Raw genomic sequence first — 26,800 nt, forward strand, 5'->3', positions numbered from 1 at the left:
ACGCGTCATATCTATACATGGTGGGCACGGCGCTATCGCGCCTCTGCCCCCTACGGCACCGTCTTCCGGGAAACAGCTAGCTCAATGTCCCCGCATGCACCCACCAGCCCGGATGATCCGCGCGGATCTTCTCGGCAGCGGCGTGCGCCTCGGCGGGCAGGCCGTAGATCGCAAAACAGGTCGCGCCCGAGCCTGACATGCGCGCGAGCTTGACGCCGGCGGAAGAGCGCAAAGCGCCCAGCACGTCACCGATCACTGGCTCGATACGCATCGCAGGCGCCTCGAGGTCGTTGGCCACCGCGTCGAGAACCGCGACCCAATCGGCGATCGATCCGCCCGCCTCCGGCCAGGCCGGAGCTGCGAGGACCGAGGTCGCGCCGACCAGGAGCTCACCATTGCGCAAGCCGAGCGCCTGGAACACGTCCTTGGTCGCGACCGGCACGCGCGGATTGACCATCACGCAGGGCATGCTCGGCAACGCCAGCGGCAGCAGCTGCTCTCCGACCCCGGTCATGTCGCAGGCACGCGAGAGCAGGCACACCGGCACATCGGCACCGGTCGCGAGCGCGACCTCCTGGAGCCTGGGATCATCGAGCGACAGATTGTTGAGACGCGCCAGCAGGCGCAGTGCCGCCGCCGCATCCGCCGAGCCGCCGCCGATACCGGCTGCGACCGGCAAGACCTTGTCGAGCGCGAAGGCGCCGAGCTTCAAATTCGGCACGGCGTCGGCCAACAATTTTGCAGCCTTGAACACGAGATTATCCGACGTGTCGCCGCAGGCCGCTGCAAGCGGCCCCGTGGTCGCAAGCCTGAGCTCGCCACCCGGCTCCAGCGTGAGCCGGTCAGCACAGTCGGCAAACGCAACCACGCTTTCGAGATCATGATAGCCGTCGGCACGGCGGCCGATCACGCGAAGGCTCAGATTGACCTTCGCGCGCCCTTCTTCAACCAACGCCGGCATTGGCGATGCCCCCTCAACGCAGCCTTAACCGCCCTTGTCGTCGTCTTTCTTCTTATCCGCCTGCGCGGCCGAAGAGTTCGAATTATCGTCGCTCATGCCGTTGGCGATCTTGGCCTCGATCTTCTGCAGATCGTCCGCCTCGGGCTTGAGATCACGGGCATGCGCCCACTGGAATTTGGCCTCCAGCGTGCGGCCGACGCGCCAATAGGCGTCGCCGAGATGGTCGTTGATGGTGGGATCCTCGGGCTTGAGATCGATCGCGCGCTCGAGGTTCTTCACCGCCTCTTCGTAGTTGCCGATGCGGTAGTAGGCCCAGCCGAGGGAATCGACGATGTACCCGTCGTCGGGGCGCTGCTCGACGGCACGCTTGATCATCTTCATGCCTTCGTCGAGATTCACGCCCTGGTCGATCCAGGAATAACCGAGATAGTTCAGGACATGCGCTTGGTCGGGCTGCAGCTCGAGCGCCTTCTTCATGTCGGCTTCCGCGTTGCCCCACTGCTTGGAGCGCTCCTCGCAGATGCCGCGATAATAGTACCAGACGCTGTTGGCCTTGTCGTTGCCGGCCGGCAGCACGTCGATGCCTTGCGAATAGGTCGCGCCGCAGTCGCTGAACTTCTTGCGGCCGCGCTCGAGATTGCCGAGCGCCATGATGGCTTCGAGATCCTTGGAGTCCTCCGATATGACGCCCTTGAGGATCTTGATCGCCTCGTCGGTACGGTCGGCCGAATCCAGATCGATGGCGAGCTGAATCTGCGCGTTGCGCTTCAAGGGCGAGCTCGACGGCACGCGCTCGTAGATCTTGATCGCCATCTGCGGCCGCTTCACCGATTCATAGAGGTCGGCGAGCGAAAGCAACGCCAGCGGATGATTGGGCTGGAGATAGAGCGCGAGTTGGAGATAGACCAGCGCGAGATCTTCGCCGCCGCGGCGGGTCAACATCGCGCCGATGCCGTAGAGAGCCTCGGCCGCACCGGCCTGCGGGGAATCGACCAGCGATGGCATCTTCTTGCCGGCCTTGGTCTCTCGCAGGCCTTCCACGATCAGCGGATGACGGGCGAGCTTCTTGTCGAAGGCTTCATAGATCGCGGTCGCAGAGGCCGCATCCTTGTTGCGCGACAGCCAGCGCGCATAGGCCTCGCTGACGCGCAGCATGGAATCGTCGAGCTTATAGGCGCGCTCGAAGCGGGGGCCCGCGTCCTTCTCCTTGCCGGCGTTCTCGAGGATCATGCCGGCGTGCAGATCCTTGAACAGCGGATACCACTCCGGGCCCGCCAGCTTGTCGATCGTCGCAACCGCGCTCTTGGCATCGCCCGCACCATAGGCCGCCCAGCCGGACAGAAGCGTCGCGACGAGATCGGTGATCGGCCCGCGAATCGACTGGTTGATGTTGCTCTGCGCGCTCGGATATTTCTTCAGCTTCAAATCATGCACGCCGACCACGAGGCGTGCGATGCGATTGGTCTTGTCGATGGCGAGGATGCGCTCGGCGAGCTTGATCGCTTCTTCGAGGTCGCCATCGTCGACCGAGGAGATGAAGGCGCGGTCGAGCAGCTCGTTGTTCTTGGGATCGGTCCGCAGCGCAGAGCGGTAGAAGGCGGCGGCAGAGCTCGCGTCGCGCTCGACATTGGCATGACGGGCGGCGAGATAGCTGCCAGCGGTGGTGAGCGACTTCAGATCGTTTCGGGTCGGAAACGGCGCCGCCGTATCGGCCGGATGATCCGGCGTCTGCGCCAGCACCCCGCCGGGGACCGCCACGATCGCAGAACCGACAAGGGCGATGGCAGCAGCAGTCCAGCGGTTGAAACGATTTGAAAACATCAGGGCTCGCCTTGAGTTGGTGGTGCCTGGGTTTGAAGCAAAAGGCCGTCTCGCACGCGAACGCGGCCGGCGACATCGAGACCCGGAACCGTCGGGTCCGGACAATGCCGCTTTTGGCGCGTCACCGCAAGGATTCGGACCGGGTGCCCCCCTCCGCACGCCCCAAATCGGCCAATGACCGTCAAGAGCGCCCCAAGACGCCGCTACTATGGCCTTATCGTGGCCGGGAGCACCCGTGGTCCTGCCGTCCTCACGCGAACGTGCGCCAGATCACGCTTTGTGACCCTGCGGCCCCTACATCGCCTCGTAATTCGGTCCGCCGCCACCCTCCGGAGGAACCCAGGTGATGTTGCCGTTGGGGTCCTTCACGTCGCAGGTTTTGCAGTGGACGCAGTTCTGGGCGTTGATCTGGTAACGCGGGCTGGCGCCCTCCTCGACCCACTCATAGACGCCGGCCGGGCAATAGCGATTCGACGGACCGGCGAAGACGTCGTGCTCCGACGACTTCTGCAGGTCCATGTCGGTCACGCGAAGATGAACCGGCTGATCTTCCTCGTGATTGGTGTTGGACAGAAACACCGAGGACAGCTTGTCGAACGAGATCTTGCCGTCCGGCTTCGGATAGTTCTTCGGCGCATGTTGCTTGGCCGGATCGAGCGTCGAGCGATCGGGCTTGGCATGGGACAGCGTGCCGAACAGCGAGACGCCGAACAGCTGATTGGTCCACATGTCGATGGCGCCAAGGGGCACACCGAGAAAGGTGCCGAACTTCGACCACAGCGGCTTGACGTTGCGGATCCTGAAGAGGTCCTTGCCGACCGCGGAATCGCGCCAGGCATTCTCGTAGGCGGCGACCTCGTCATTGGCGCGGCCTTCGGCGAGCGCAGCGGCGACATATTCGGCGGCGAGCATGCCGGTGCCCATCGCGTTGTGCACGCCCTTGATGCGGGGAACGTTGACGAAGCCGGCCGCACAGCCGACCAGCGCACCGCCCGGAAAGGTCAAGCGCGGCACCGACTGGTAGCCGCCTTCGGTGATGGCGCGCGCGCCGTAGGCGAGACGCTTGCCACCTTCGAATACGTCGCGGATCGACGGATGGGTCTTGAAGCGCTGGAATTCGTCGAACGGCGACAGATATGGATCGTCGTAGTTGAGGTGCACGACGAAGCCGACCGCGACGCGGTTGTCGTCGTAGTGATAAAGGAACGAGCCTCCGCCGGTCGAATTATTGAGCGGCCAGCCGAACGAGTGCTGGATCAGGCCCTTCTTGTGCTTGGCCGGATCGATCTGCCAGACCTCCTTCAGGCCGATGCCGAACTTCGGCGGTTCGCACTTGGCATCCAATGCAAACTTCGCGATCAACTGCTTCGACAGCGAGCCCCGCGCGCCCTCGGCGAACAGCGTGTACTTGCCGAGCAGCTCCATGCCGCGGGTGTAGGAATCCTTGTGCGTACCATCCTTGGCGATGCCCATGTCGCCGGTCGCGATGCCCCGCACCGCGCCCTTCTCGTCATAGAGCACTTCGGTCGCGGCAAAGCCCGGATAGATCTCGACGCCGAGCCCTTCCGCCTTCGGCGCGAGCCAGCGGCAGACATTGCCGAGCGAGCCGATGTAGCAGTGATGATTGCTCATCAGCGGCGGCATCGCGAAGCCAGGCAGCTTGATGCGGTTGTCGCCGAACATCCAGTAGAAGTGGTCATCCTTGACCTGCGTCTTCAACGGACAGTCGGGATCCTCGCGCCAGTCCGGGATCAGCTTGTCGAGCGAGATCGGATCGATCACCGCACCCGAGAGAATGTGCGCACCGACCTCGGAGCCCTTCTCCACCACGACGATGTTGAGATCGGCGTTGAGCTGTTTGAGCCGGATCGCCGCAGCCAGGCCCGAGGGGCCGGCGCCGACGATGACGACGTCGAATTCCATGGATTCGCGCGGGGGAAGTTCTTCGGTGCTCATCTGATCTCAGCCCTTGAGACGGTTCCTTGTCATTTGCGCCCCCTTGTTTCCGATTTTTCCGGGTAGGACAACCACGGAAATGCGTTCCGCTGGGATGCAAGGCGCCTTAAGATGAACTAATAGTCCGACTTTCCCAATGATGCCCGAGCCCGCACCCACCGTCCGAGAGCTTCTCGCCTTCTATCTGGAGGCCGGTGTCGACTGCGCGCTCGCCGAGGAACCGGTCGACCGCCTGGCGGAATTAGACGCCCCGCCGCCGGCCCCGCGTGCGTCACCGGTCGAGGCACCGCGGCCGGTCGCCGCGCCTGCGGTGATGCGCGGCGAGGCCGCACCTGCTCCTGACGTCGCGATCGCCTCGGCGCGCGAGGCCGCGCGCACTGCGCCGACGCTGGAGGCACTGCGCGAGCTCATGCAAACCTTCGAGGGCTGTGCGCTCAAGCACACCGCGACGCGGCTGGTGTTCGCCGACGGCAATCCGCAGGCGCGCATCATGTTCGTCGGCGAGGCGCCCGGCCGCGATGAAGACATCGAGGGGCTGCCGTTTGTGGGGCGCAGCGGCAAGCTGCTCGATCTGATGATCGGCGCCATAGGCCTCAACCGCACCACGGCCTACATCACCAACGTGATTCCCTGGCGGCCGCCCGGCAACCGCACGCCGACGCCGCAGGAGACACAGATCTGCCTGCCCTTCATCCAGCGTCACATCGAGCTCGTGAACCCCGACGTGCTGGTGACGCTCGGCAATCCCTCGACGCAGACGTTGCTGTCGACGCGCGAAGGCATCATGCGCACGCGCGGACGCTGGTTCGACTACGATACGGGCCAGCGCGCCATCCGCGCGCTGCCGACCTTCCACCCGGCCTATCTGTTGCGCTCGCCATCATACAAGCGGCTGGCCTGGCAGGATCTGCGCGCGATCGCGAAGGTGCTGGCGGGATCGTAAGGAGCAGTACGTCCTATCTTCGTCATTGCGAGCGCAGCGAGGCAATCCAGAATCGTTCCGCGGAGGGAGTCTGGATTGCTTCGTCGCAAGGGCTCCTCGCAATGACGACGGAGAGAGCACGCGCGCGCCTCACGCCCCCTTCGGTCGCACGATCGCCCAGCCGATGCGCAATAGTCCCTGGCGGCCATTGACCAGCCATTCGAAGGCACGCGGCACTTCCGGCACGATGCCGGGGAAGCGCGCGAGGATGTCGGGCGGCGGGGTGCCGGCGGTGTCGGAAGCGCGCCAGACCACGACGCCGCCGCTCTCGCTGAATTTGGCCTGCGACATCCACGGCGTGCGGGCGGGCGCGGCGTCGATGAAGAGATGCGGCCGGCCGGAATGCAGCGTGATCAGGCTCGCAAGCTGCGTTTCACCGGCGACCGCACGCAGGCGATGGTTGGTGCGGCGGGCAAAGCTTTCATCGAAAAAGTCAGAGATCGCTCGCGCCGGCATCGAGGTCGCGATCTCGCCGGTGCCGCTCCAGGGCAGGAACAACACGGCCAGGACGACGCCGGCGGCGGGCGCGACGATGGCTGCTGCCCATACCGTGCGCAGCATGCGGGCACGGCGCATCGCGATGAGATCGCCGGCCACGACGACCATGGCGAGTCCCGACATGACCAGCACGACACCGGCGCCCCCGACGACGGCATCGAACCCGAACAGGCCGGAGATCACGACCGCACCGAGCGCCGGCGCGAGCGCAAAGAAATAGACGAAATTGCGCGCGAGCGGTTCGACCGGCGGGCGGTAGATGATCGGCGCCTCCTCGCTCGTGCCGGCGAACAGAGCGGTGTTGAGGAAGGTCAGCACCGGGACCGCCACCGCACCGAGCACGAGCCCGCCGAGCAGCCAGGCGGCGTGGATCGCACGGGCGCCGAGGTCGGCGATCTGCGGCCAGGCCGGCAGCACAAGGGTCTCGGCGCGCATCAGCCAGACCGCATAGGGCAACGCCAGCACGGCAACGACAACGAGCGCAAACAGCGGATCGAGCGCGCGCAAGGTCCGGCGGCCGCCGGCAGTCGAGAGCGCGAAGATGACGAGCAACGCGAGCAGGAAGATCGCCGACGGCGTGGTCAGGAGCAGCAGGCCGGCCTCGATCGACCAGGCGAACCAGGCATTGCCGCGACGCTGGCCGATGATCTGCCAGGAATGCAGCAGCAGCAGCGCCCACAGCGGCCGTGCGAGAATCAGGGGACCAAAGTCGAGCGCTGACGAGGAGAACGCCAACACCGTCATGGTCAGGAGCACGGCAAGCACCGCGTGCTGGGTACCGACCACGGCGCGCGCCAGGTGATAGAGCGTGATGAAGGTCGCGATCTGGCAGAGCTCGGCGAGGACGTAGACGCCGAACATATGGCCGCCCGCGGCGCGATAGGCGATGTCGGCGAGCCAGATCGACAGCGGCGGACCGAGATCAGTGCCGACTTGGTACTCGCGGCCGAAGGCGAGCAGGGTCGCGAGGCTGCCGGGCGGACTGCGGTAGAACAGCAGCGCCACCAGCAGCCACATTGCGGCCTGGAGCAGCACGGCAATCCAGACGATCAGCCGCGGCCGGGCGCGAATGAGCTCGATGACCAGGGAGGTAAACCGCATGCAACGCCCGCAAGATGCAGCCAACCCGTCCAGCCGGCCCTATTCGCTCACGCCTGTTTTGATAAAGGGCGCTGCGCGCCGTGGCAACGACCGTCTACGCTAGAGGCCTGCCGAAGCATCGATTTCAACTGTGGTCTCCACCTGCACCTCGACCTCGGCGACCTCGAACAAATCCCGCACCGGCTCGACCGTCCATGGCATGTGCTTGGCACGGGCGGCGGCGACCGGGGCGAAGAAGCTGCGGTGATGGACGGTGGGGCCGAGGCGATTGAGCGCGTCGAGATGCTCGGGCACGCCATAGCCCTTGTGCTGCTCGAAGCCGTAGCCGGGACAGTCCTGCGCCAGCGCGCACATCAGCCGGTCGCGCGTCACCTTGGCGACGATGGAAGCCGCCGCGATCGATAGCACAATACCGTCACCGCCGATCACGGCCTCGCAGTCGCAGGCGGTGTCGAGGCGGTCACGGCCGTCGACGAAGACATGCATGGGCGCCTCTGGCAATGCGACCACGGCGCGCTTCAGCGCCCACAGCGAGGCGCGCAGGATGTTGTCGCGGTCGATGCGGGCGGGGGAGGCGACAGCGACCGAAACCTGCGCGGTGGCGCAGATCTTGTCGAACAGTTTTTCACGCTCTTCCGCCGTCAGCCGCTTGGAATCGTCGATACCGCGCGGAATGCGGTTGGGATCGAGAATCACCGCAGCCGCCACCACGGGGCCGGCCAGGGGCCCGCGGCCAGCCTCGTCGCAGCCCGCCACCGGCCACACGCCGCGCTTGATCAGCGCGCGCTCGCGACGGAAGCTTGCCTTTGCTGGCCTGGCCTTAATTGGCTTTTTGGCGGACGTGTCCCGAATCATGGCCGGGATCGTGCGCAAGCCGACCCGCTCGCGCAACCGGGAACCCCGCGCAATTCCCGTTATTCGGGCCGGTCGCCCTACTCCGCCAGATGCACCCGCCGGTCGTCGCCGACCTCGATGCCGGGCGCGACGACAACCTCCCAGGGATGGCCGTCGGGATCGGCAAAATAGCCGGAATAGCCGCCGTAATCGGTCTCATGCGCGGCCTTCAGCAGCTTCGCGCCCTTGCCGAGTGCGAAGGCCAGCACCGCATCGACTTCCTCGCGCGTGGCGCAGTTCCAGGCGAGCGTCACCCCGCGGAAGGTTGTTGGCCTCGGATTGTCCGGCAGCTTGGCATCGGCCGCGAGCTGGTCCCAGGGAAACAGGCCGAGCACCGGACCGCCGGTCTCGAAGAACGCCACGGCCTCGCCGGTCGCCTTCAGCCGGCGCGAGAAACCGAGCGCGGCATAGAAAGCAATGCTGGTGCGGATATCGCTCACGCCGAGCGTGACCACCGTCAGTCGTGGTACCGGGGTCGGCAGTTCCTTACGCATCACACACCTCGTTCGCTCCGCGCCCTAGAACAGGCTGAGCTGCTCGCCGTTCTGCTTCGGCCGCGCAAAATGATCCGTGGTCAGCTTCGAGCGGCGCTTGTTCAGGCCGAGCCTGTCGCAGGCGATCTCAAAGCGGCGGCCGATGGTCCAGGCCATCGGACCCGTACCCTTCATCCGCTCGCCCCATTTCGAGTCGTAGTCGCGACCGCCGCGCATGTCGCGAATCAGCGTGAAGACGTGGCGATAGCGGTCGGGATAGTTCGCCATCAGCCATTCGCGGAAGAGATCCCGCACTTCCAATGGAAGCCGCAACAACACATAGGAGGCTTCCTTGACGCCGGCATGGGCTGCGGCGTCGAGAATGCGCTCGATCTCGGAATCGTTCAGCGCTGGGATCACGGGCGCGACCATCACCGTGGTCGGAATGCCTGCCTCCGAAAGCTGCTTCAGCGCCTCCAGCCGCTTCGGCGGCGTGGAGGCCCGCGGCTCCATGTTGCGCGCGAGCTTTGGATCGAGCGAGGTCACCGAGATCGCGACCTTGGCGAGGTTGCGCTTGGCCATGCGCGCCAGAATATCGATGTCGCGCACGACCAGCGCGGATTTGGTGACGATGCCGACAGGATGGCCGGTGCGCTCCAGCACCTCCAAAATGCCGCGCATGATTTTGCGCTCGCGCTCGATCGGCTGATAGGGGTCGGTGTTGGTGCCGATCGCGATCATCCGCGGCTCGTAGCCGGTCGCCGCGAGTTCCTTCTCGAGCAGCGCCGGCGCCTCGGGCTTCACGAACAGCTTCGACTCGAAGTCGAGCCCCGGCGACAGGCCGAGATAGGCATGCGTCGGCCGCGCGAAGCAATAGACGCAGCCATGCTCACAGCCGCGATAAGGATTGATCGAACGGTCGAAGCCGATATCGGGAGACTCGTTGCGGGTGATCACCTTGCGCGAGGTGTCGACGCCGACCGTCGTCTTGAACGGCGGCAGCTCTTCCAGGCTCTGCCAGCCATCGTCGAAGGCGACGCGCGCCTCGGCTTCAAAGCGGCCGCTGGCGTTGGACTGTGCACCCCGCCCTCGCCTGCGCGCGCGGTCGATGACGACGCCAAGTTCTGGAAAATCCGCGGGGAAATCAGAAGGCGCACCCGCCGGCTCGGAGGGCGCCGTGACCGGCGGGTGCTTGAGAGCAGAAGAAGAAGCTGGACTCATGAAAGCAAGATAGCACGGCAAAGGAACAAATCAAGAACAAGAATGAAAAACGCGAAAACAACCCCATGCACAGTAGCCGCCCAGATTTCAGGCAAGGTCCTTTGACCTCACGCAACACGCCCGTCACGGCCATCTCGTTTGATGCCCGACAGGATCGATCGTGCCGGAACAAAGTTGGTGACGATCGCTGGGTGAGGGTCGGCAGGAACATGACAATCCAACGAAAAACCGCCGCCGCGAGCGGCGACCTCGATCTCCTCGATCGCTACTGGCGCGCCGCGAATTATCTCTCGGTCGGGCAAATCTATCTGCTGGACAACCCGTTGCTGCGCGAGCCGTTGCGGCCCGAACACATCAAGGCACGCCTGCTCGGCCATTGGGGCACGACGCCCGGGCTGAACTTCATCTACGCCCACCTCAACCGTGTCATCCGCGCGCAGGATCTCAGCGTGCTCTATGTCTGCGGTCCCGGCCATGGCGGCCCGGGCATGGTCGCCAACACCTATCTGGAAGGCAGTTACAGCGAGATCTATCCGAACATCCCGCGCGATGCGGACGGATTGCGGAAGCTTTTCAGGCAGTTCTCCTTCCCGGGCGGCATTCCGAGCCACGCGGCGCCGGAGACGCCGGGCTCGATCCACGAGGGCGGCGAACTTGGCTACGCGCTGGTGCACGCCTATGGCGCAGCGCTCGACAATCCCGACCTGATCGTCGCCTGCGTCGTCGGCGACGGGGAGGCCGAGACCGGCCCGCTTGCGGCGTCCTGGCACTCCAACAAGTTCCTGAACCCGGCACATGACGGCGCCGTGCTGCCAATCCTCCACCTCAACGGCTACAAGATCGCCAACCCGACCGTGCTCGGCCGGATGCCCGACAGCGAGATCCGCGATCTCTTCCGCGGCTTCGGCCACGAGCCGCTGTTCGTCGAGGGCGACGATCCGCAACCGATGCACCAGGCCATGGCCGACGCGCTCGACGTCGCGATCGCCAGCATCCGCTCGATCCAGCAGCACGCCCGCGACGGACGCACGAGCGTCGAGCGGCCGCGCTGGCCGATGATCGTGCTGCGCAGCCCGAAGGGCTGGACCGGCCCCAGGGAAGTCGACGGCAAGAAGGTCGAAGGCTTTTGGCGCGCGCACCAGGTGCCCGTTGCAGGCTGCCGCGAAAGCCCGGCCCACTTGAAGATTCTCGAAAACTGGATGCGCAGCTACGAGCCGGAAAAACTGTTCGACACGAACGGCGCGCTCATCCCCGAACTGCAGGCTCTCGCGCCCGAAGGGAACAGGCGCATGGGGGCCAATCCGCATGCCAATGGCGGGCTGCTCAAGAAGGAGCTGAAGCTGCCGGACTTTCGCAGCTTCGCGCTCGACGTGCCGCAGCCTGGCTCCGTGACGGGCGAAGCGACGCGCGAACTCGGCAAATTCTTGCGCGACGTCATCCGCCTCAACGCGCAGGAGCGCAACTTCCGCATCATGGGCCCGGACGAGACCGCATCAAACCGGCTCGATGCCGTGTTCGACACCACCGAGCGCGTCTGGATGGAGCCGATCGAACCTTACGACGTGCATCTCGCGCAAGACGGCCGCGTGATGGAAGTCTTGAGCGAGCATCTTTGCCAGGGCTGGCTCGAGGGCTACCTGCTCACCGGCCGCCACGGCTTCTTCTCCTGCTACGAGGCCTTCATCCACATCGTGGATTCCATGTTCAACCAGCACGCCAAATGGCTCAAGGTGACGCGGCACCTGCCATGGCGGCGACCGATCGCCTCGCTCAACTATCTCCTGACCTCGCACGTCTGGCGCCAGGACCATAACGGCTTCAGCCATCAGGATCCCGGATTCGTCGATCTCGTCGCCAACAAGAAGGCCGATATCGTCCGCATCTATTTCCCGCCGGACGCCAACACGCTCTTGTGGATCGCCGATCACTGCCTGCGCACGTACAATCGCATCAACGTCATCGTTGCCGGCAAGCAGCCGGCGCCGCAATGGCTGTCGATGCAGGAGGCGGCGACGCATTGCGATGCCGGCATCGGCATCTGGACCTGGGCCGGCAACGAGGACGCCGGCAGCGAGCCCGACGTGGTGATGGCCTGCGCCGGCGACGTGCCGACATTGGAGACGCTCGCCGCCGTCGACCTCTTGCGCAAGGCGCTGCCCGATTTGAGGATCCGCGTCGTCAACGTCGTCGACCTCATGACGCTGCAGCCGAAAGGACAGCATCCGCATGGGCTTTCCGATCGGGACTTCGACGGCCTGTTCACGACGGACAAGCCCGTCATCTTCGCCTATCACGGCTATCCTTACCTCATCCACCGTCTCACCTATAACCGCACCAACCATGCCGGCATGCATGTGCGCGGCTTTGCCGAGGAAGGCACCACGACGACGCCGTTCGACATGGTCGTGCTCAACGGGCTCGACCGCTACCATCTCGCGATCGAGGCGATCGAGCGCGTGCCGGGGCTGGCGACCAAGGCCGCACAGGTCAAGCAGAGGTTCCGCGACAAGCTGATCGAGCATTCGCGTTACGTGCGCGAGCAAGGCGAGGATATGCCGGAAATCCGCGACTGGGTCTGGCCGGGCAAGGCAGGCTGACGTCGTGGTGACGTCAGTCCTCGTCCTCAATTCGGGCTCGTCGAGCATCAAGTTCGGCCTGTTCGATATCGCCTCGGCCGAGCCTGCCTTGCTCTGCAAGGGCCTTTTCGACGAGCACGAGGCGAAGCCCCGGCTCGTGGTGAAGGACCCCGCAGGCAAAGATCTGTTCGCGACGCAGAGCGACGCTGCGGATGCGGGCAGCGGCCATCTGTTCGCCGACGTGCTCGGCTTTATCGAGGATCGTTTCGGCAAAGGCCGCTTGCGCGCCGTCGGCCATCGCGTGGTCCATGGCGGTCCGGACTACTCCGGCCCGATCGAGCTAACGGACGATGTCTATGCAAAGCTCGAGGCGCTGACGCCGCTGGCGCCGCTGCACCAGCCCCGCTGCCTTGAACCGGTCCGCACCATCGGCGCAATCAGGCCCGGGCTGACGCAGATCGCATGCTTCGACACCGCCTTCCACCACGCCATCACGCCACCCGCGAGCCGCTTCGCGATCCCGCGCCGCTTCGAGGAACGGGGCATCCGGCGCTACGGCTTTCACGGCCTCTCGTTCGAATATGTCGCGGGTCGTCTCGCCGAAGTCGCGCCCGACCTCGCCACGAAGCGCCTCGTGATCGCGCATCTCGGCAACGGCGCGAGCCTCTGCGCATTGCGCGACGGCCGCAGCGTCGACACCACGATGGGACTGACGCCGCTCGATGGCCTCGTGATGGGGACGCGGAGCGGCACGATCGATCCCGGCGTGCTGCTCTATCTGCAGCAGCACGAGAAGATGAGTGTCGAAGACGTCCAGCACCTGCTCTATCACGAGTCCGGCCTGCTCGGCGTCTCCGGCATCTCCGCCGACATGCGCACGCTGCTGGCGAGCGGCAAGAGCGCCGCGCGCGACGCCATCGAGCTCTTCACCTTCCGCGCGGCGCAAGAGATCGCGGTGATGGCGAACACGCTCGGCGGGCTCGACTGTCTCGTTTTCACCGGCGGCATCGGCGAGCATGCCAAGGAGATCCGGAGCCAGATTGGTGAGCGGCTGGGTTGGCTCGGCTTGCGCATCGATGCGGCTGCGAACGACGCGATGCGCGAGCGCATCGCCGCTTCGGACAGTACGGTCGCCTTGTTCGTCATTCCCACCAATGAAGAGATCACGATCGCGCGCCACTGCGCCGGCGTGCTGCGCGAACGCGGGACGCTTATGACGGATTCATGAATGATCTAGCGCAACAGTCGGGCCGCCGCCTCGCGGCATGATGCCGGACGTCAAACGTTGTGCGGACAGACCATGAAGACCCAGATCATCGAAGAGCTCGGACAAGGCGGCATGCTGCTGCCAACGCTGGTGGCGGAAGGGCTGGCCGCCAACGACCGCATCAAGGTGCGGATGAGTGCGCTCCAGGCGGCGGCCCAGCATGCGCAGGAACCCGGTCGGGCCGCCAGCGAGCTTGCAGTCGAGAGCCGCGCCGCCGGCATTGCGCCTGCCGCGATCGCAACGCTGATCAGCGGCGCCCATCTGGTCGGGCAGTCCCGCCTCGCGGCGCCGAACCTCGCCAAGCTGATGAAGGAGATCCAGGACGACGCTGCGGCAATGATCCGCGCCGTCAGCGCCGGCATGCCTGCCGAAGGCGAGAAAACGAACGCTCGGCTGACGACGATCCGGAGCGCAGGCCTGCTCGATGCCACCAACGAAATCGACCTCTCCCGCATTGCCCGTCTGACCGGCGTCGCCGAGTCAGCCGGCGACAGCCTCCATCGCCTGGTGATGGATCTGCACAAGGCACTGAACAAGCTTGCCGCGAACTGCGCGGAGGAAACGCTCGACGGCGCCCACGTATTCGGTCTGCACAACGAGGACCGCAGCGCGGTCGAGGCCTTCATGAAGGGGCTCAACCAGACGCGCGGGCTGAAGTTCAATCACCCCGGCCTCGACACCATGGCGACGCGCTCGGGCGGCCGGCTCCTGATCCAGAATGATATCGGCACCACGGACGCCCATGTCGTGGTGATCGCGGTCAAGAGGAATGCGGTCACCGTCACCTACACCGACGTGCATCTGGTGCGGGCAAAATTCTTCATCTCGCTGTTCGACAAGTTCGACGCGACCTGGAGCGGGCTCGACCGTCACACCGCAGCCGGGCTTGGCGAAGACAATTCATTCTATCTCGTCACCGGCCAGTACCAGGCCGGTCACGCGGCGGATCGCAACGAATTCCTCGCCGCGGTGGGCGCTGCGCTGGTGTTCCTGATCGACTGGAACAAGGCGCGCAAGCTGCTGCGGACCTGGGTCGCCAAGGATGATGCCGCGCGCATCCTGGAATGGGCGGCGCGCCACCAGATCGGCCACCGCGCCTTCCTCGAACTCGGCGGCAATGAACTGCTGGGCTCGGCGGTCAGAAATGCCGCACCCGCCCGCATCGGCTTCGGCGAGCGGCTCGACCAGACGCTCGGCCGCACCGCCGCGATCGATTTTCTGAAAGCGGCACTGCGCGCCTCCACCGAGGCGCTCCTCGCGGGTCGCTCGGTCAGGACGGTGCGCGACCAGATCGAAGCGGACCTGATGCGACACCTGGAGCGTGTCGACGGCGCCCTGCTCGCCGCCGTGCTGCGCCAGATCGGACTTGCCCATGATCTCGTCGCGGCAATCTCCCGGCATGTTGCGGCGCTGCGGGCCGGCCAGCCCGCCGACCGCAAGCAGCTGGCGCGGCGCTGCGGCGCGATCGAGCAGAAGGCTGACCGCATCGCTCTGGAAACCCGCAAGGAGATCGATCGGCTCAACGCCCGGCCGACGATCGGGCAGTTGATCGACCGCGTTGAAGAGGCCATCGACGAACTGGAGCAGGCCGCCTTCATCGCCTCCCTGATGCCCGAGCGGACCGACCCGTCACTGCTGGCCGCACTCGCCGAACTCTGCGCGGTCGCCATGACCGCGACAGAGGTCGCGGCCAGCGGCGTTGCCGCCGCGACCGACGTGCCGGAGGGACGGCGCGCGGATTCCGAGGATGCGCTGTTCGCGGTCACCCGCCTGATCGATACCGAGCATGCGGCAGACAGCCAGGAGCGTACGACGACCGCACTGGTCTTCGGCGGCGGCTTCGACGTCGCGACCTCGCTCTCGGTCCTCGAGCTTGCACGTGCGATCGAACGCGCCACGGACCGCCTCGCCGGCTTCGGCCACTTGTTGCGCCGTCACATCATGATCGATCTCGCAGCCTAGGAGACCACCATGCATATCGTCCGTATCGGCGACGGCATAACTGAATTGCGCGGCGCCGAAGAGATCGGCGCCAAGGCCGCCAACCTCGCACGGATGGCGGCGCTGGGTCTGCCGGTGCCGCCTGCTTTCGTGCTGCCGGTCAAGCTCTGCGCGGACGTCATCGCCGGCCACGCCCATGCCGAACGTCATCTGCAAGAAGGTCTCAAGGAGGGAATCGCGTTCCTGGAAGATGCGACGGGAAAACGCTTTGGAGATCGACGCCAGCCGCTACTGGTCTCCGTACGTTCGGGCGCAGCGCGATCGATGCCGGGCATGCTCGACACCGTCCTCAATGTCGGCTGTACGCCGAATGCCGTGCACGGCCTGATCCGTGCGACCGGCCGGCCACGGCTTGCCTGGGATTGCCGGCGACGCTTCCTGGAGAGTTTTGGCGAGACCGTGCTCGGGCTCGATGCCGCCGCCTTCGCGGCCCGCATCTCGGAACTGGTCGGAGCCGAATGCGTCGACAGCGATCGCGAGCTCGACAGCGAAGCGCTGGAGCGGCTTGCCGGCGAAGAACAGGCGCTGGTCGAGGATCGTGCCGATGGCTGGCTCGACGATGCGGTCGCGCAGCTCGAAGCCGCGGCGAAGGCCGTCTACCGGTCGTGGATGAGCGAGCGGGCCCAGACCTATCGGAAACTCCAGCAGCTCGAAGGGCTCGAGGGCACCGCCGTCACCGTGCAGGCTATGGTGTTCGGCAATGGCGGGCTGGCATCCGGCGCCGGCGTGGCATTCTCTCGCGACCCTTCGACGGGTGCTCCGCGCCCAATGATCGATCTCGTGCTGGACGCACAGGGCGAAGACGTCGTGTCCGGGCGCCGAACCCCCGACACCGGGGACGCGATCGTGCGGACGCTGCCGGGAACTGAAGCCGAGCTTGGCGTCATCCTGAAACGGCTCGAGCGTGAATTTTGCGACGTGCAGGATGTCGAGTTCACTGTCGAGGACGGCAAGGTGTGGCTCCTCCAGACGCGTGCGGCCAAGCGAACGCCGCGTGCCGCGGTCAGGATCGCAATCGACCTCGTGCATGAGGGAGTGGTCACGAAGGACGAGGCGCTGGACCGGATCGCCGGGATTGACCTCGCCTCACTAGCCGTGACCTCACTGGTCGCTGCCGGCGAGCCGGCGGCGACCGGGATTGGAGCGTCCGGCGGCATCGGTGCCGGACGTGCAGTCTTCTCTTCCGAGAGCGCCCAGCGCCTGGCGGCCACGGGCGAGCCGGTGATCCTGCTGCGTCCCGATACCAGCACCGCCGATGTCGCGGGCTTCGCGGTGGCGGCCGGGATCGTCACGGCGGTCGGCGCGCGCACCTCGCATGCGGCGCTGGTGGCGCGACAGATGGGCAAACCATGCGTCGTTGGCTGTCGCGCGCTGAGGATTGATCCCGGCGCAAGCCGGGCACGGCTTGCCGATGCGACATTGTCGGAGGGCGACTGGATCACCATCGAGGGCGATGCGGGACAACTCTATCTCGGGCGATGCCAGATCATGGAGACGCGGCCCGAAGCCGAGCTCGCGGAGATCGCAAGCTGGCAGTCGCAGAGCGTCGATCGTGGCCGGCCGACGCGCGCCGCTGCTCAGTGAATCCCCGCAAAAATCTGGAAACACCCGATCGCAACCTCGATCACGATCAGCACCACCACCGCGATTTCGAGGCGCAGCGAGCGCTGGGTGTCGATGATGTCGGTGAGTGCATCGGCCGTCTCCGAGATGACCTTGAGCTTGCGCTCGAGCGTGTCGAGACGCTCCGTCAGCTCGTATTCGTCTTCCAGGCGCGCATAGAGGCGGTCGAGCTGAGGCTTTTCCCAGAGCGCGTCGGGCTTCTCGGCAACCGCGACGCGGCCGGCGACGCGCTGCTGGACGAGCAGCGCATTGCCGATCAGCTGAAGAATGCCCTTGCGCCGCCGCGACGTGCGGCCTTTCTCGGCGAGCTCCCGCGCAAAGGGTTCGATGACGTCGAAGACCGCAGCGACGCGCCGCTCGTCGCGCGCCAGCGACGTGCTCTTGGCGAGCGCGTCCGCGATCAGCAGCAGCCGCTCGTCGGAAAATTTCGACAGGCAGATCGGCCCGCCGGGTTGGATCGCTTCGGCATTCTCGTCGTGGCAAAGTTGCGCCTGCGCGGTCTCCTCCTCATAGGGGCTGAGCTCGCCGACCACGCGTGACTTGAGACCATCGATGAGGACCTTCTCCTCCGACGGCAGCAGCCCGATCAGCACCACGACGCCGTAGCGGAAGATCACGGCAAGGCCGCCATGGACGCGGAAGGCGGCTGGCGTCGAGGACACCAGCGCGCCGATCTCGAGGCCCGACGGGTTGATGCGTTCGCCCAACATCACGGCGCGGATCCGCAAGCTCGGCGCAGCGTCCGTCTTCGGCGATACCGGCGTCGCGGCAATGGGAAGCTGATCGGCGTTCATTGGACACATCCCGCTCTGCGCAACGGCGCTTGCACGTTTCCCATCTGCACGGTCCATGTGACACTGCTGTTGCAATCTTGCGGAACAGCCTTCACCCCGACGATATCGGTGGAGAAACGCCCCGTTTGAAGCTCACGAAACCGAAATTCGCCGAAACTTTCGGCAAGGTGAGGCCCCTGCGCGCGACATATTCGGCTGCGATGGGCCCGCGCCGGTTTACCATCGCACGCCGAGGCCCAGCCGAAAAGTTGCGCTCGGCAGCGCAGCATGTTTATGACAACATCATAACGCGTTACGCTTCTCCCGAATTGCGGACATCGAAGCCTCAATCATGCTGAGCGTCATCATTCCGACCGAAGGCGTCGAGCAGACCGCGGTCGCGACTCTGGCCGCGCTGGTACCCGGTGCCGCGGCGGGGATCATCAAGGAGGTGCTGCTGGTCGATGGCACGAGCAGCGGCGTCATCGAGCGCGTTGCCGACGTCGCCGGCTGCCGTTTCGTCGGCTGCGAGGGGTCCTCGCAAGGCGCGGCGCTCGCCGCGGGTGCGCGCGAGGCCCGTTCGCCCTGGCTGATGTTCCTCCCCGCCGGCGCGGTGCTGGACACCGGTTGGATCGAAGAGACCACCCAGTTCATCCAGGCCGTCGCGGCCAGCGGCCGGGATCGTGCGGCCGTGTTTCGCTATGCCCGTTCGCCTTACGCCGATACCGGGTTCCGCGACGTTCTCTGGTCCGTGGCACGCAAGCTGGTCGGCCCCCTCAGCGATCAGGGGCTCCTGATCGCGCGAGATCATTACGACAGGCTCGGCGGCTATCCGCCCCAGGCCCGTCGTTCCGAAGCGCGGCTACTCAGGCGGCTCGGCCGCTCCTCCCGGACGATGCTGCGCAGCCGGATCGTCATGGTCGCGTAAGCCCACCCAATACTTGCCAAAGTCAAATAATTATTTGACAATGGCAATTATTGAGGTGTCCCATGCCAATCGACGGTACCGACGGCCAGATCGCAGCGGTTCGCGCCTTCAACCGCTTCTACACCCGCAAGCTCGGCGTGCTCGACCAACATCTGGGAAATAGCCCGTTCTCACTCAGCGAGGCCCGCGTGCTCTACGAGCTCGCGCATCGCGACGACCTTGCGGCCAAGGAGATCGGAACCGAGCTCGGCCTCGACCCCGGCTATCTCAGTCGCATCGTCCAGAGCTTCGACGAAAAGGGACTGATCACGCGAAAGCCCTTGCCGGCAGATCGCAGGCAATACCAGCTCAGCCTCACCGCCAAGGGCCGACAGACCTTCGCCAGGCTGAATTTGAGCTCGCAGAATGAGATCGCCGCGATGCTGGCCGAGCTTTCCGCCGGCGATGCAACGCGACTCACGCAGGCGATGGCGACTATCGAGACCGTGCTGGAGCAAGGTCGAAGCCAACCTGCTTCCGTCGTGCTGCGCAGCCATCGCGTCGGGGACATGGGCTGGGTCATCGCCAAGCAAGGCGCCGCCTATGCCGCGGACTACAACTGGGACATCAGCTACGAGGCGCTGGTCGCCGAGATCTGCGCCCAGTTCATCCGGAACTACGACGCTGCGCGCGAGCACTGCTGGATCGCGGAAGTCGACGGCGAGCCGGTAGGCTCGATCTTTCTGGTCAAGGCCGCGGACGAGATCGCCAAGCTGCGCCTGTTGCAGGTGGAGAAGAGGGCGCGCGGACTCGGTGTCGGCCGCGCGCTGGTCCAGCAATGCATCCAGGGTGCGCGCGAGCGGGGCTACAAAAGGATGACGCTGTGGACGCAAAGCATCCTGGTGGCTGCGCGCGGCATCTACCGGAGCGCTGGATTCGAACTGGTCGCGACGAAGCCTCACCACAGCTTCGGGCACGATCTGGTCGGCGAGACCTGGGAACGGGATCTGTAGCGATATCGCCATCAGCGGACTGCGCATGAATGCGCCCTCTCCCCTTGCGGGAGAGGGCCGCGCCGTCGGTCGATACAGCTCATTGAGGTGAGGGGTATGGCTCCGAGCACTTCGCGCGGATAGATACCCCTCATCCGGCGCTTCGCGCCACCTTCTCCCCGCATCCGCCTTCGCCGAGGCTTCGGCGGACATGAGGGGGAAGGGAAGAAAGCAGTTACACCGTCGCGCCTTGCGCCTTCGGCCTGCGCAGATGCTCATCGAGCCGCGGCATGATCTCGACGAAATTGCAGGGGCGCGTGCGGTAGTCGAGTTGTGCGGCGAGGATGCCCTCCCAGCCGTCGCGGCAGGCGCCGGGGGAGCCGGGCAGGCAGAAGATGTAGGTCGCACCGGCGACGCCTGCGGTGGCGCGGCTCTGGATCGTCGAGGTGCCGATCTTGGCGTGGCTCAGCATGTGGAAGGCGATGGAGAAGCCGTCCATACGCTTCTCGAACAGCGGCTCGACCGCCTCCGGCGTGACGTCGCGGCCGGTGAAGCCGGTGCCGCCGGTGGTGATGATGACGTCGACGCCGGCCTCTGCAATCCAGCGGCGGATGACGGCGCGGATCGCCTCGACGTCGTCGGTGACGATCTCGCGCGCGGCGAGATGATGGCCGGCAGCCAGGAGCCGATCGACGAGCGTCTGGCCGGATTTGTCATCGGCAAGCGCGCGCGTGTCCGAGACGGTGAGCACTGCGATGTTGAGCGGGATGAATTGTTTGGATTCGTCGATCGAGGCCATTTCGCTACACCTTCTCTCCCGCTCGCCGGCATCATCCTTCGAGGCTCGCTGAAGAGGCGAGCACCTCAGGATGACGGCACTACTCCCGGATGCCCAGATGCGCAATCGCGCATCATATTTCAGCCTACGCAGCGCCCGGAGCGAAAGACCACTACGGCCCGCCGCCGCCGAACGTATTGCAGGCCTGCAGCGTGCCCTGCTGATAGCCGGTCATGAACCATTGCTTGCGCTGCGCGGCCGAGCCGTGGGTGAAGGAGTCGGGCACGACGCGCCCCGTGGCCTGACGCTGCAGCGTATCGTCGCCGATCGCGCTCGCCGTGGTCAGGGCGGCGTCGATGTCGCCCTGTTCGAGGAAGTTCGGACGCTTCTTCGCCTCGCGATTGACCCAGACGCCGGACAGACAATCAGCCTGCAGTTCGACCTTCACCTGCAGCGCGTTCGACTCGGCCTTGCTGCCGGCCTGCTGCTGCAGACGCGTCACCTTCGGGATGATGCCGAGCAGGTTCTGGATGTGATGGCCGGCCTCATGCGCGATGATATAGGCGGTGGTGAAATTACACGCCGACTTGCCGGAGCAGCCGCGGAAGCGCGTCTCGACCTCGCGGAAGAACGCCGTGTCGAGGAAGATGGTGCGGTCCGGCGGGCAATAGAACGGCCCCATCGCCGACTCGGCCCGGCCGCAGCGGCCGCCATTGGTGGCGTTGCGGAACAGCACGACCTTCGGGCCGGTGTAAGACTGGTTGCTGGCCTGGAAGATCTCGCTCCAGCGATCGTCGATCTCGCCGAGAATGCCGGAGATCATGCTGCCCATCTCGTCGGTCGGCGCGCCGCGCTTGGCCTGCGAAGACGGGCGGTCGCTCTGGTAGCTCGGCGCCTGGCCGCCGCCGGTGAGGATCTCGGCGCCGCCGATCAGGATGCGCGGATCGATGCCGAAGGCGTAGCCGACGAGGCCGAGCACGATGATGGTGCCGATGCCGAGCCCGCCGCCGCCCATCGGCAAGCCGAATCCGCCGCCGCCTCCACCGCCTAACCCTCCGCCGCCATCGTCGCGACGATCCTCGACGTCGTCGCTGCGGCGGAAATCATCGTAGCGCATGGCGGGCTTCCCTTAGGTCCTTGATGGCGTCAATTGGGCGGCGCAGAGGCGCTGGAGCTCAACGCGCCACATACGTAAAATTTCCGTTGCCTTTATCAATATCTTGGCCGGCAAAAATTGCCTAGTGCGACAGTGCCATCGCATCAGCAATTTTTTCCGAGGGCCGTGCATTTTTTTCCGAGAGAAAATTGGCCACCGCAAGGCCGCTGCCGCGCAGTGAAATGCGAAATACACTGCAAAACGCGGCAAACGCGCGCAATCTCCGGCTCACACAACCCTGCGCGACACCTGCTCACGAGCGCGGCGGGTTAAGTCGATTTTTACTTTGCCGCTTCATTGTAACGGTCAGTCGGTTGTTTGGTCCCGCGTCGCCGACAGCGTCGCCTGAGTCAGAGTTCTTGAGTCATGGTAGTGTCGCGTCGCGGGGCGTCTGCAAGGGCGCCCCGCACAAATTTTGAGTCTCCGTCCCACAGCATCATCCTCGGCGATTGCGTCGCCGAGATGTCGAAGCTTCAGGCCGGTTCGGTCGATCTGGTGTTCGCAGATCCGCCTTACAATCTCCAGCTCAAGGGCGATCTCAAGCGCCCCGACGAATCCCATGTCGACGCCGTCAACGACGACTGGGACAAGTTCGATTCGTTCTCCGCCTATGACGATTTCACCCGCGCCTGGCTGCTGGCCGCGCGCCGCGCGATGAAGCCGGCGGCGACGATCTGGGTGATCGGCTCCTATCACAACATCTTCCGCGTCGGCGCGATCATGCAGGACCTCGGCTTCTGGCTCCTGAACGACATCGTGTGGCGCAAGACCAATCCGATGCCGAATTTCCGCGGCCGTCGCTTCACCAACGCGCACGAGACCATGATCTGGGCCGCGCGCGACGAGAAGGCCAAGGGCTACACCTTCAACTACGAGGCGCTGAAAGCCGCCAACGAGGACGTGCAGGCACGCTCCGACTGGCTGATCCCGCTCTGCACCGGCGAGGAGCGCCTCAAGGGCGCCGACGGCAAGAAGGTGCACCCGACGCAGAAGCCGGAAGGCCTGCTCGCGCGCGTGCTGCTGTCGTCGTCCAAGCCCGGCGATCTCGTGATCGATCCCTTCAACGGCACCGGCACCACCGGCGCCGTCGCCAAGCGCCTCGGCCGCTCCTATATCGGCTTCGAGCGCGACAAGACCTACGCCAAGGCGGCCGAAGCGCGCATCGCCGCGGTCGAGCCGCTGCCGGAAGAGAGCCTCGCCCCGTTCATGACCGCGCGCGAAGCCCCGCGCGTGGCGTTCTCCGAGCTGATCGAGCGCGGCATGATCATGCCCGGCACGAAACTGTTCGACGCCAAGAAGAAGCTCGGCGCGCTGGTCCGCGCCGACGGCGCCATCATGTTCGGCGACAAGGTCGGCTCGATCCACCGCATGGGCGCGGTGGCGCAAGGCGCGCAGGCCTGCAACGGCTGGACCTTCTGGCACGTCGAGACCAAGAAGGGCCTCAGGCTGATCGACGAGCTCCGCGCGGAGATCCGCGCGGGTATGGCGGCGGAGTAGATCCTCTCCGTCGTCATTCCGGTGCGCGAGCCCGGATTGACGGCGTCTTGAAAGCCGCCAACGTCAGGACTAGATTCGTCCGATCAGCCCCGTCCCGACCGGCTTGGTCCCATGCGACGACAGTCCGAGACATTGCTGCTGGTGCCGCTGCTGCCGATCTTCCTGATCGGCATGTTTCCGATGTTCCTGATCGCCCTGCTCGGATTTTTCGGCCTCGCCTTGTTCGGCGTGCTGGTGATCTGCGTCGGGCTCGCCAGCAGCAACGAGGCGCACGACAATTTCAACCACGACGCCATCGTGCACGGCTATGCCCGGGAAACCGAGCGCGCGGCACGGGCGTCAGACATGCACCTCGCCGCGCGGCTCGGCTTGCGTCTCGAAGCGGTCGGCGTCGCGATGGTCGTTACGGCCACGATCGGACTTTGTTACGCCGGCTGATCTGCGCCGCGCGCAGATACCACACGGCAAACTCGCCGGTTGCTCTCCCCGCCAAGGATCAGGCAAGAAAAAAGCCGCCGCGGGAGCCATGACGCTGCGCCCGCTCTCGGCCGCTGGGGAGATGCTCAATGCTCAAATTCTATTTCAACGGATCGCCGAACCCGACCAAGGTCGCGCTGTTCCTCGAAGAGGCTGGCCTGGCTTACGAGCCGGTGAAGATCGATACCCGCAAGGGCGAGCAGTTCACGCCGGAGTACCTGAAGATCAATCCGAACGCCAAGGTGCCGGCGATCGACGACAACGGCACGGTCGTGTTCGACAGCAACGCCATCCTGCTCTATCTCGCCGAGAAGACCGGAAAGTTCCTGCCGTCAAACCGCGCCGAGCTGTTGTCCTGGCTGATGTTCGTGGCCACCGGCGTCGGGCCCTATTCGGGCCAGGCCGTGCATTTCAAGCATTTTGCGCCGAAGGACCAGAACCACGACTACGCCCATAACCGCTACCAGTACGAGACCGACCGTCACTACCAAATCCTCGACGGTCACCTCAAAGGCCGCCGCTACATGGTCGGCGGCGACTATTCGATCGTCGACATGGCGCTGTGGGGCTGGGCGCGGATGGTGCCGTTCAAGCTCGGCGACGACGCCTTTGCGCGCTACCCCAACGTGAAGCGGCTGTTCGACGAGATCTCGGCGCGGCCGGCAGCCGCCCGCGCGATCGCACTGAAGGACAAGTTCACCTTCAAGGCGGAGATGGACGACGAAGCGCGCGCCAACATGTTCAAGCACATGACGACGAAAGTGGCCTGATCACACTGCACCGCGACGCAAGGCCACGCGCCTGCGCGTGGCCTTTTGCTTTCAGGCGGCGTGGACCGACTCCAGGAACTTTGCGACCTCGAGCTTCAGCCGGTTGCTGTCTGAGGACAGCGAGCGCGCCGCCGACAACACCTGCGAGGACGCCGAGCCTGTATCGGATGCGCCGCGCTGCACGTCGCTGATATTGGTCGAGACGCGCTGGGTGCCGTGTGCGGCCTGCTGGACGTTGCGGGAGATCTCTTGCGTGGCCGCGCCCTGCTGCTCCACGGCGGCCGCAACGGCGGAGGAGATTTCCGACAACCGCTCGATGGTGCCGCTGATCTCCCGGATGGAGCCGACCGACTCTTCCGTCGCGGCCTGAATGCCGGAGACCTGCTGGGCGATCTCGCCCGTGGCCTTCGCGGTCTGCTCCGCCAGCGCCTTCACCTCGGACGCGACCACGGCAAAGCCGCGGCCGGCTTCGCCTGCGCGCGCGGCCTCGATGGTGGCGTTCAGCGCCAAGAGGTTGGTCTGGCCGGCGATCGTGCTGATCAGCTCGACCACGTCGCCAATGCGGGCGGCGGCCTTGGAGAGTTCGCCGACGCGGGCGTTGGTCTTGCTCGCCTGCCCCACGGCCTCGCCGGCGATGCGTGCGGATTCCTGGACCTGACGCGCGATCTCGGAGACCGAAGAGGACAGCTCTTCGGTGGCCGAGGCGACAGCCTGGACGTTGGCGCTGGCTTCCTGCGAGGCGGAGGCGACTTCCGTCGACAGATCCTGGGCGCGCGCCGCGGTCGCGGTCAGCGTGCCGGCCGACGTCTCGAGCTCGCTCGACGCCGACGACACGGTCTCGACGATCTCGCCGACTGCCTGCTCGAACTGGTCGGCGAGCCGGACCATGTCCTTCTTGCGGTCCTCGGCCTGCCGCGCCTCGATCTCGGTCTGCTCGTGACGCAGACGCTCGGTGTCGATCATGTTGTCCTTGAACACCTGGATCGCCTTGGCCATGTCGCCGATCTCGTCTTTCTTGCCGCGCGAGGGGATCTCGACCGCGAGATTGCCGCCGGCGAGCAGCCCCATCGCACGCGTCATTGACGTCAGGGGTCCGACGATGCTGCGGGCGATCAGGAAGGCCACGATCACGCTGAACAGAACTGCAAGACCACCCGCGGCCTCCTGAATCCATGTCGTGCTGGCAATGACGGCTGCGGCGCTGGTACGCGTCTTCTGCGAGTCAGCCGTCAGTCCGGTGTCCGCGACCTTGAGCTTGTCGATACTTCCGGTGATCAGGGGCGCAATGTTGTTGCGGTAAGTTTCCTCGGCCAGGAGGATCGCAGCGGACGTCGACTCGAACGCCGCCTGGTAGGTGGCAAGCGAGGCCTTGACCGGGGCGAGCGCGGACTTGACCTGCTCTGGCAGACTGGCCTCCTGGAGTGCCGTGATCCGTTGCTGCGCCCTCTCCGTATTGGCTCTGAAGGCCGAGGATGCCTTGGAATCGCGCATGGCGAGAAAGCGCCAGCTCGCCAGACGTGCCTGGAGGATTTTGGATTCGAGGTCGGCGACGGGCGCCGTGATCTCCGGATCGTGGGTGCCATGCGCCGCGATGACCAGCTTGCCGGCATTGGCGTTCAGCTCCTCGCCGCCCGGCAGCAGGGCGGCCTTGCCTTTCGTCGTCTCCTTGACGGCGGCGCCCATGCGCCCGCGCAGCGACTGCAGTTTCTCGATATCGCCAACGAGGCCGTCATAGATCTTGCGCCGCTCGTCCGAAAACGACGCCGCCGAGGCCGCCTTCAGCAACTCGACCGTCGCCGCCTCGCGTTCCGCGGCTTCCTTGAAGGCGGGTTCGTTGGCGTCATAAATATAGCGCAGATTGGCGCGCTGGAGCGCCTGGAGATGGATCGATATCTCCCGAACGCGCGCTGCATTGTCCGAGAAGGCCGACATTCTCGCGACCTGCTCCTGGACCGCCCACAGGTTCCAGACGGCAACCACGGCCATGATCAGGCCCACCGCGGCAAGAGCCGTAAAGCCGGCGTAAAGACGTCCCCGGATTCTCAAACGAATGCCCGGCATGATGCCGCCCCCAAG

21 protein-coding genes are annotated in these 26,800 nt (G+C 65.5%); 10 read left to right on the forward strand and 11 right to left on the reverse strand.

Going from position 1 to position 26,800, the window contains the following annotated elements; genetic code table 11:
* Window positions 1-76 precede the first annotated feature (76 nt).
* From JQ587_RS32995 to JQ587_RS33005, 3 genes are all read right to left on the reverse strand, one after another.
* Window positions 77-961: a 4-(cytidine 5'-diphospho)-2-C-methyl-D-erythritol kinase gene (locus JQ587_RS32995; RefSeq protein ID WP_212297592.1), complete on the reverse strand. Its 885-nt coding sequence runs from the start codon at window positions 959-961 to the stop codon at window positions 77-79.
* Between the two features lie 24 nt (window positions 962-985).
* A complete protein-coding gene (locus JQ587_RS33000; RefSeq protein ID WP_212297591.1) occupies window positions 986-2,782 on the reverse strand; it encodes a tetratricopeptide repeat protein in 1,797 nt (598 codons plus the stop codon).
* Between the two features lie 294 nt (window positions 2,783-3,076).
* Window positions 3,077-4,738, reverse strand: a complete 1,662-nt coding sequence (locus JQ587_RS33005; protein WP_212428124.1) for an electron transfer flavoprotein-ubiquinone oxidoreductase — start codon at window positions 4,736-4,738, stop codon at window positions 3,077-3,079.
* Window positions 4,739-4,874: 136 nt separating this feature from the next.
* Between JQ587_RS33005 and JQ587_RS33010 the strand changes: the two genes are divergently transcribed.
* A complete protein-coding gene (locus tag JQ587_RS33010) occupies window positions 4,875-5,681 on the forward strand; it encodes a uracil-DNA glycosylase (protein WP_212297589.1) in 807 nt (268 codons plus the stop codon).
* Window positions 5,682-5,810: 129 nt separating this feature from the next.
* Here the strand turns inward: JQ587_RS33010 and JQ587_RS33015 are convergent, their stop codons facing one another.
* The 4 genes from JQ587_RS33015 to JQ587_RS33030 form a co-directional block, all read right to left on the reverse strand.
* The gene (locus JQ587_RS33015; protein ID WP_212428125.1) at window positions 5,811-7,319 is read right to left on the reverse strand and encodes a glycosyltransferase family 39 protein; all 1,509 of its coding nucleotides are present in this window, start codon (window positions 7,317-7,319) and stop codon (window positions 5,811-5,813) included.
* A gap of 99 nt (window positions 7,320-7,418) precedes the next feature.
* A complete protein-coding gene (gene rnhB, locus JQ587_RS33020; protein ID WP_212428126.1) occupies window positions 7,419-8,174 on the reverse strand; it encodes a ribonuclease HII in 756 nt (251 codons plus the stop codon).
* 77 nt (window positions 8,175-8,251) lie between these two features.
* Window positions 8,252-8,707, reverse strand: a complete 456-nt coding sequence (locus JQ587_RS33025; RefSeq protein ID WP_212428127.1) for a VOC family protein — start codon at window positions 8,705-8,707, stop codon at window positions 8,252-8,254.
* 24 nt (window positions 8,708-8,731) lie between these two features.
* A complete protein-coding gene (locus tag JQ587_RS33030; protein ID WP_212428128.1) occupies window positions 8,732-9,907 on the reverse strand; it encodes a PA0069 family radical SAM protein in 1,176 nt (391 codons plus the stop codon).
* Window positions 9,908-10,116: 209 nt separating this feature from the next.
* Here JQ587_RS33030 and JQ587_RS33035 point away from each other — a divergent pair, with 209 nt between their 5' ends.
* The 4 genes from JQ587_RS33035 (at window position 10,117) to JQ587_RS33050 (ending at window position 17,335) form a co-directional block, all read left to right on the forward strand.
* Window positions 10,117-12,504 carry a phosphoketolase family protein gene (locus tag JQ587_RS33035; RefSeq protein ID WP_212428129.1) on the forward strand — a complete coding sequence of 796 codons (2,388 nt, stop codon included), beginning with the start codon at window positions 10,117-10,119 and terminating at the stop codon, window positions 12,502-12,504.
* Between the two features lie 4 nt (window positions 12,505-12,508).
* Window positions 12,509-13,711 carry an acetate/propionate family kinase gene (locus tag JQ587_RS33040; protein ID WP_212428130.1) on the forward strand — a complete coding sequence of 401 codons (1,203 nt, stop codon included), beginning with the start codon at window positions 12,509-12,511 and terminating at the stop codon, window positions 13,709-13,711.
* 72 nt (window positions 13,712-13,783) lie between these two features.
* Window positions 13,784-15,712 carry a hypothetical protein gene (locus tag JQ587_RS33045; RefSeq protein ID WP_212428131.1) on the forward strand — a complete coding sequence of 643 codons (1,929 nt, stop codon included), beginning with the start codon at window positions 13,784-13,786 and terminating at the stop codon, window positions 15,710-15,712.
* 9 nt (window positions 15,713-15,721) lie between these two features.
* A complete protein-coding gene (locus tag JQ587_RS33050) occupies window positions 15,722-17,335 on the forward strand; it encodes a PEP/pyruvate-binding domain-containing protein (protein ID WP_212428132.1) in 1,614 nt (537 codons plus the stop codon).
* Here the strand turns inward: JQ587_RS33050 and JQ587_RS33055 are convergent.
* A complete protein-coding gene (locus JQ587_RS33055; protein ID WP_212297580.1) occupies window positions 17,329-18,168 on the reverse strand; it encodes an RMD1 family protein in 840 nt (279 codons plus the stop codon). The genes JQ587_RS33050 and JQ587_RS33055 overlap by 7 nt on opposite strands.
* A 331-nt stretch (window positions 18,169-18,499) precedes the next feature.
* Here JQ587_RS33055 and JQ587_RS33060 point away from each other — a divergent pair, with 331 nt between their 5' ends.
* Both JQ587_RS33060 and JQ587_RS33065 read left to right on the forward strand, forming a co-directional pair.
* Window positions 18,500-19,075 (forward strand): glycosyltransferase, encoded by a 576-nt coding sequence (locus JQ587_RS33060; protein ID WP_212428133.1) that lies wholly within the window; start codon window positions 18,500-18,502, stop codon window positions 19,073-19,075.
* A gap of 62 nt (window positions 19,076-19,137) precedes the next feature.
* Window positions 19,138-20,067 (forward strand): bifunctional helix-turn-helix transcriptional regulator/GNAT family N-acetyltransferase, encoded by a 930-nt coding sequence (locus JQ587_RS33065; protein WP_212428134.1) that lies wholly within the window; start codon window positions 19,138-19,140, stop codon window positions 20,065-20,067.
* A gap of 214 nt (window positions 20,068-20,281) precedes the next feature.
* Here JQ587_RS33065 and moaB read toward each other — a convergent pair whose 3' ends face one another.
* Together moaB and ypfJ are read right to left on the reverse strand one after the other, a co-directional pair.
* Window positions 20,282-20,845, reverse strand: a complete 564-nt coding sequence (gene moaB / locus JQ587_RS33070; RefSeq protein ID WP_212428135.1) for a molybdenum cofactor biosynthesis protein B — start codon at window positions 20,843-20,845, stop codon at window positions 20,282-20,284.
* 151 nt (window positions 20,846-20,996) lie between these two features.
* The gene (gene ypfJ / locus JQ587_RS33075; RefSeq protein ID WP_212297576.1) at window positions 20,997-21,941 is read right to left on the reverse strand and encodes a KPN_02809 family neutral zinc metallopeptidase; all 945 of its coding nucleotides are present in this window, start codon (window positions 21,939-21,941) and stop codon (window positions 20,997-20,999) included.
* 405 nt (window positions 21,942-22,346) lie between these two features.
* Between ypfJ and JQ587_RS33080 the strand changes: the two genes are divergently transcribed.
* From JQ587_RS33080 to JQ587_RS33090, 3 genes are all read left to right on the forward strand, one after another.
* Window positions 22,347-23,477 (forward strand): site-specific DNA-methyltransferase, encoded by a 1,131-nt coding sequence (locus JQ587_RS33080; RefSeq protein ID WP_283815708.1) that lies wholly within the window; start codon window positions 22,347-22,349, stop codon window positions 23,475-23,477.
* Window positions 23,478-23,588: 111 nt separating this feature from the next.
* Entirely contained in the window at window positions 23,589-23,915 is a 327-nt protein-coding gene (locus JQ587_RS33085; RefSeq protein WP_212297573.1) for a hypothetical protein, read from the forward strand.
* A gap of 128 nt (window positions 23,916-24,043) precedes the next feature.
* The gene (locus JQ587_RS33090) at window positions 24,044-24,724 is read left to right on the forward strand and encodes a glutathione S-transferase family protein (RefSeq protein WP_212428137.1); all 681 of its coding nucleotides are present in this window, start codon (window positions 24,044-24,046) and stop codon (window positions 24,722-24,724) included.
* 51 nt (window positions 24,725-24,775) lie between these two features.
* On the opposite strand, the gene JQ587_RS33095 is transcribed toward JQ587_RS33090, so the two are convergent.
* Window positions 24,776-26,785, reverse strand: coding sequence for a HAMP domain-containing methyl-accepting chemotaxis protein (locus JQ587_RS33095; protein WP_212428138.1), 2,010 nt, complete (start codon window positions 26,783-26,785; stop codon window positions 24,776-24,778).
* Between the last annotated feature and the right edge of the window lie 15 nt (window positions 26,786-26,800).

This window comes from Bradyrhizobium manausense (genome assembly GCF_018130615.1).
In the GTDB taxonomy this organism is placed as follows: Bacteria; Pseudomonadota; Alphaproteobacteria; order Rhizobiales; family Xanthobacteraceae; genus Bradyrhizobium; species Bradyrhizobium manausense_A.

Coding starts and splice junctions, on each gene's coding strand:
- JQ587_RS33050 (WP_212428132.1), top strand. CDS start 15,722: ATGCATATCGTCCGTATCGGCGACGGCATAACTGAATTGCGCGGCGCC.
- JQ587_RS33010 (WP_212297589.1), top strand. CDS start 4,875: ATGATGCCCGAGCCCGCACCCACCGTCCGAGAGCTTCTCGCCTTCTAT.
- JQ587_RS33095 (WP_212428138.1), bottom strand. CDS start 26,785: ATGCCGGGCATTCGTTTGAGAATCCGGGGACGTCTTTACGCCGGCTTT.
- rnhB (WP_212428126.1), bottom strand. CDS start 8,174: ATGATTCGGGACACGTCCGCCAAAAAGCCAATTAAGGCCAGGCCAGCA.
- JQ587_RS33055 (WP_212297580.1), bottom strand. CDS start 18,168: ATGAACGCCGATCAGCTTCCCATTGCCGCGACGCCGGTATCGCCGAAG.
- JQ587_RS33090 (WP_212428137.1), top strand. CDS start 24,044: ATGCTCAAATTCTATTTCAACGGATCGCCGAACCCGACCAAGGTCGCG.
- JQ587_RS33030 (WP_212428128.1), bottom strand. CDS start 9,907: ATGAGTCCAGCTTCTTCTTCTGCTCTCAAGCACCCGCCGGTCACGGCG.
- JQ587_RS32995 (WP_212297592.1), bottom strand. CDS start 961: ATGCCGGCGTTGGTTGAAGAAGGGCGCGCGAAGGTCAATCTGAGCCTT.
- JQ587_RS33060 (WP_212428133.1), top strand. CDS start 18,500: ATGCTGAGCGTCATCATTCCGACCGAAGGCGTCGAGCAGACCGCGGTC.
- JQ587_RS33015 (WP_212428125.1), bottom strand. CDS start 7,319: ATGCGGTTTACCTCCCTGGTCATCGAGCTCATTCGCGCCCGGCCGCGG.
- JQ587_RS33065 (WP_212428134.1), top strand. CDS start 19,138: ATGCCAATCGACGGTACCGACGGCCAGATCGCAGCGGTTCGCGCCTTC.
- moaB (WP_212428135.1), bottom strand. CDS start 20,845: ATGGCCTCGATCGACGAATCCAAACAATTCATCCCGCTCAACATCGCA.
- JQ587_RS33025 (WP_212428127.1), bottom strand. CDS start 8,707: ATGCGTAAGGAACTGCCGACCCCGGTACCACGACTGACGGTGGTCACG.
- JQ587_RS33080 (WP_283815708.1), top strand. CDS start 22,347: ATGGTAGTGTCGCGTCGCGGGGCGTCTGCAAGGGCGCCCCGCACAAAT.
- JQ587_RS33005 (WP_212428124.1), bottom strand. CDS start 4,738: ATGAGCACCGAAGAACTTCCCCCGCGCGAATCCATGGAATTCGACGTC.
- JQ587_RS33085 (WP_212297573.1), top strand. CDS start 23,589: ATGCGACGACAGTCCGAGACATTGCTGCTGGTGCCGCTGCTGCCGATC.
- JQ587_RS33045 (WP_212428131.1), top strand. CDS start 13,784: ATGAAGACCCAGATCATCGAAGAGCTCGGACAAGGCGGCATGCTGCTG.
- JQ587_RS33035 (WP_212428129.1), top strand. CDS start 10,117: ATGACAATCCAACGAAAAACCGCCGCCGCGAGCGGCGACCTCGATCTC.
- JQ587_RS33000 (WP_212297591.1), bottom strand. CDS start 2,782: ATGTTTTCAAATCGTTTCAACCGCTGGACTGCTGCTGCCATCGCCCTT.
- ypfJ (WP_212297576.1), bottom strand. CDS start 21,941: ATGCGCTACGATGATTTCCGCCGCAGCGACGACGTCGAGGATCGTCGC.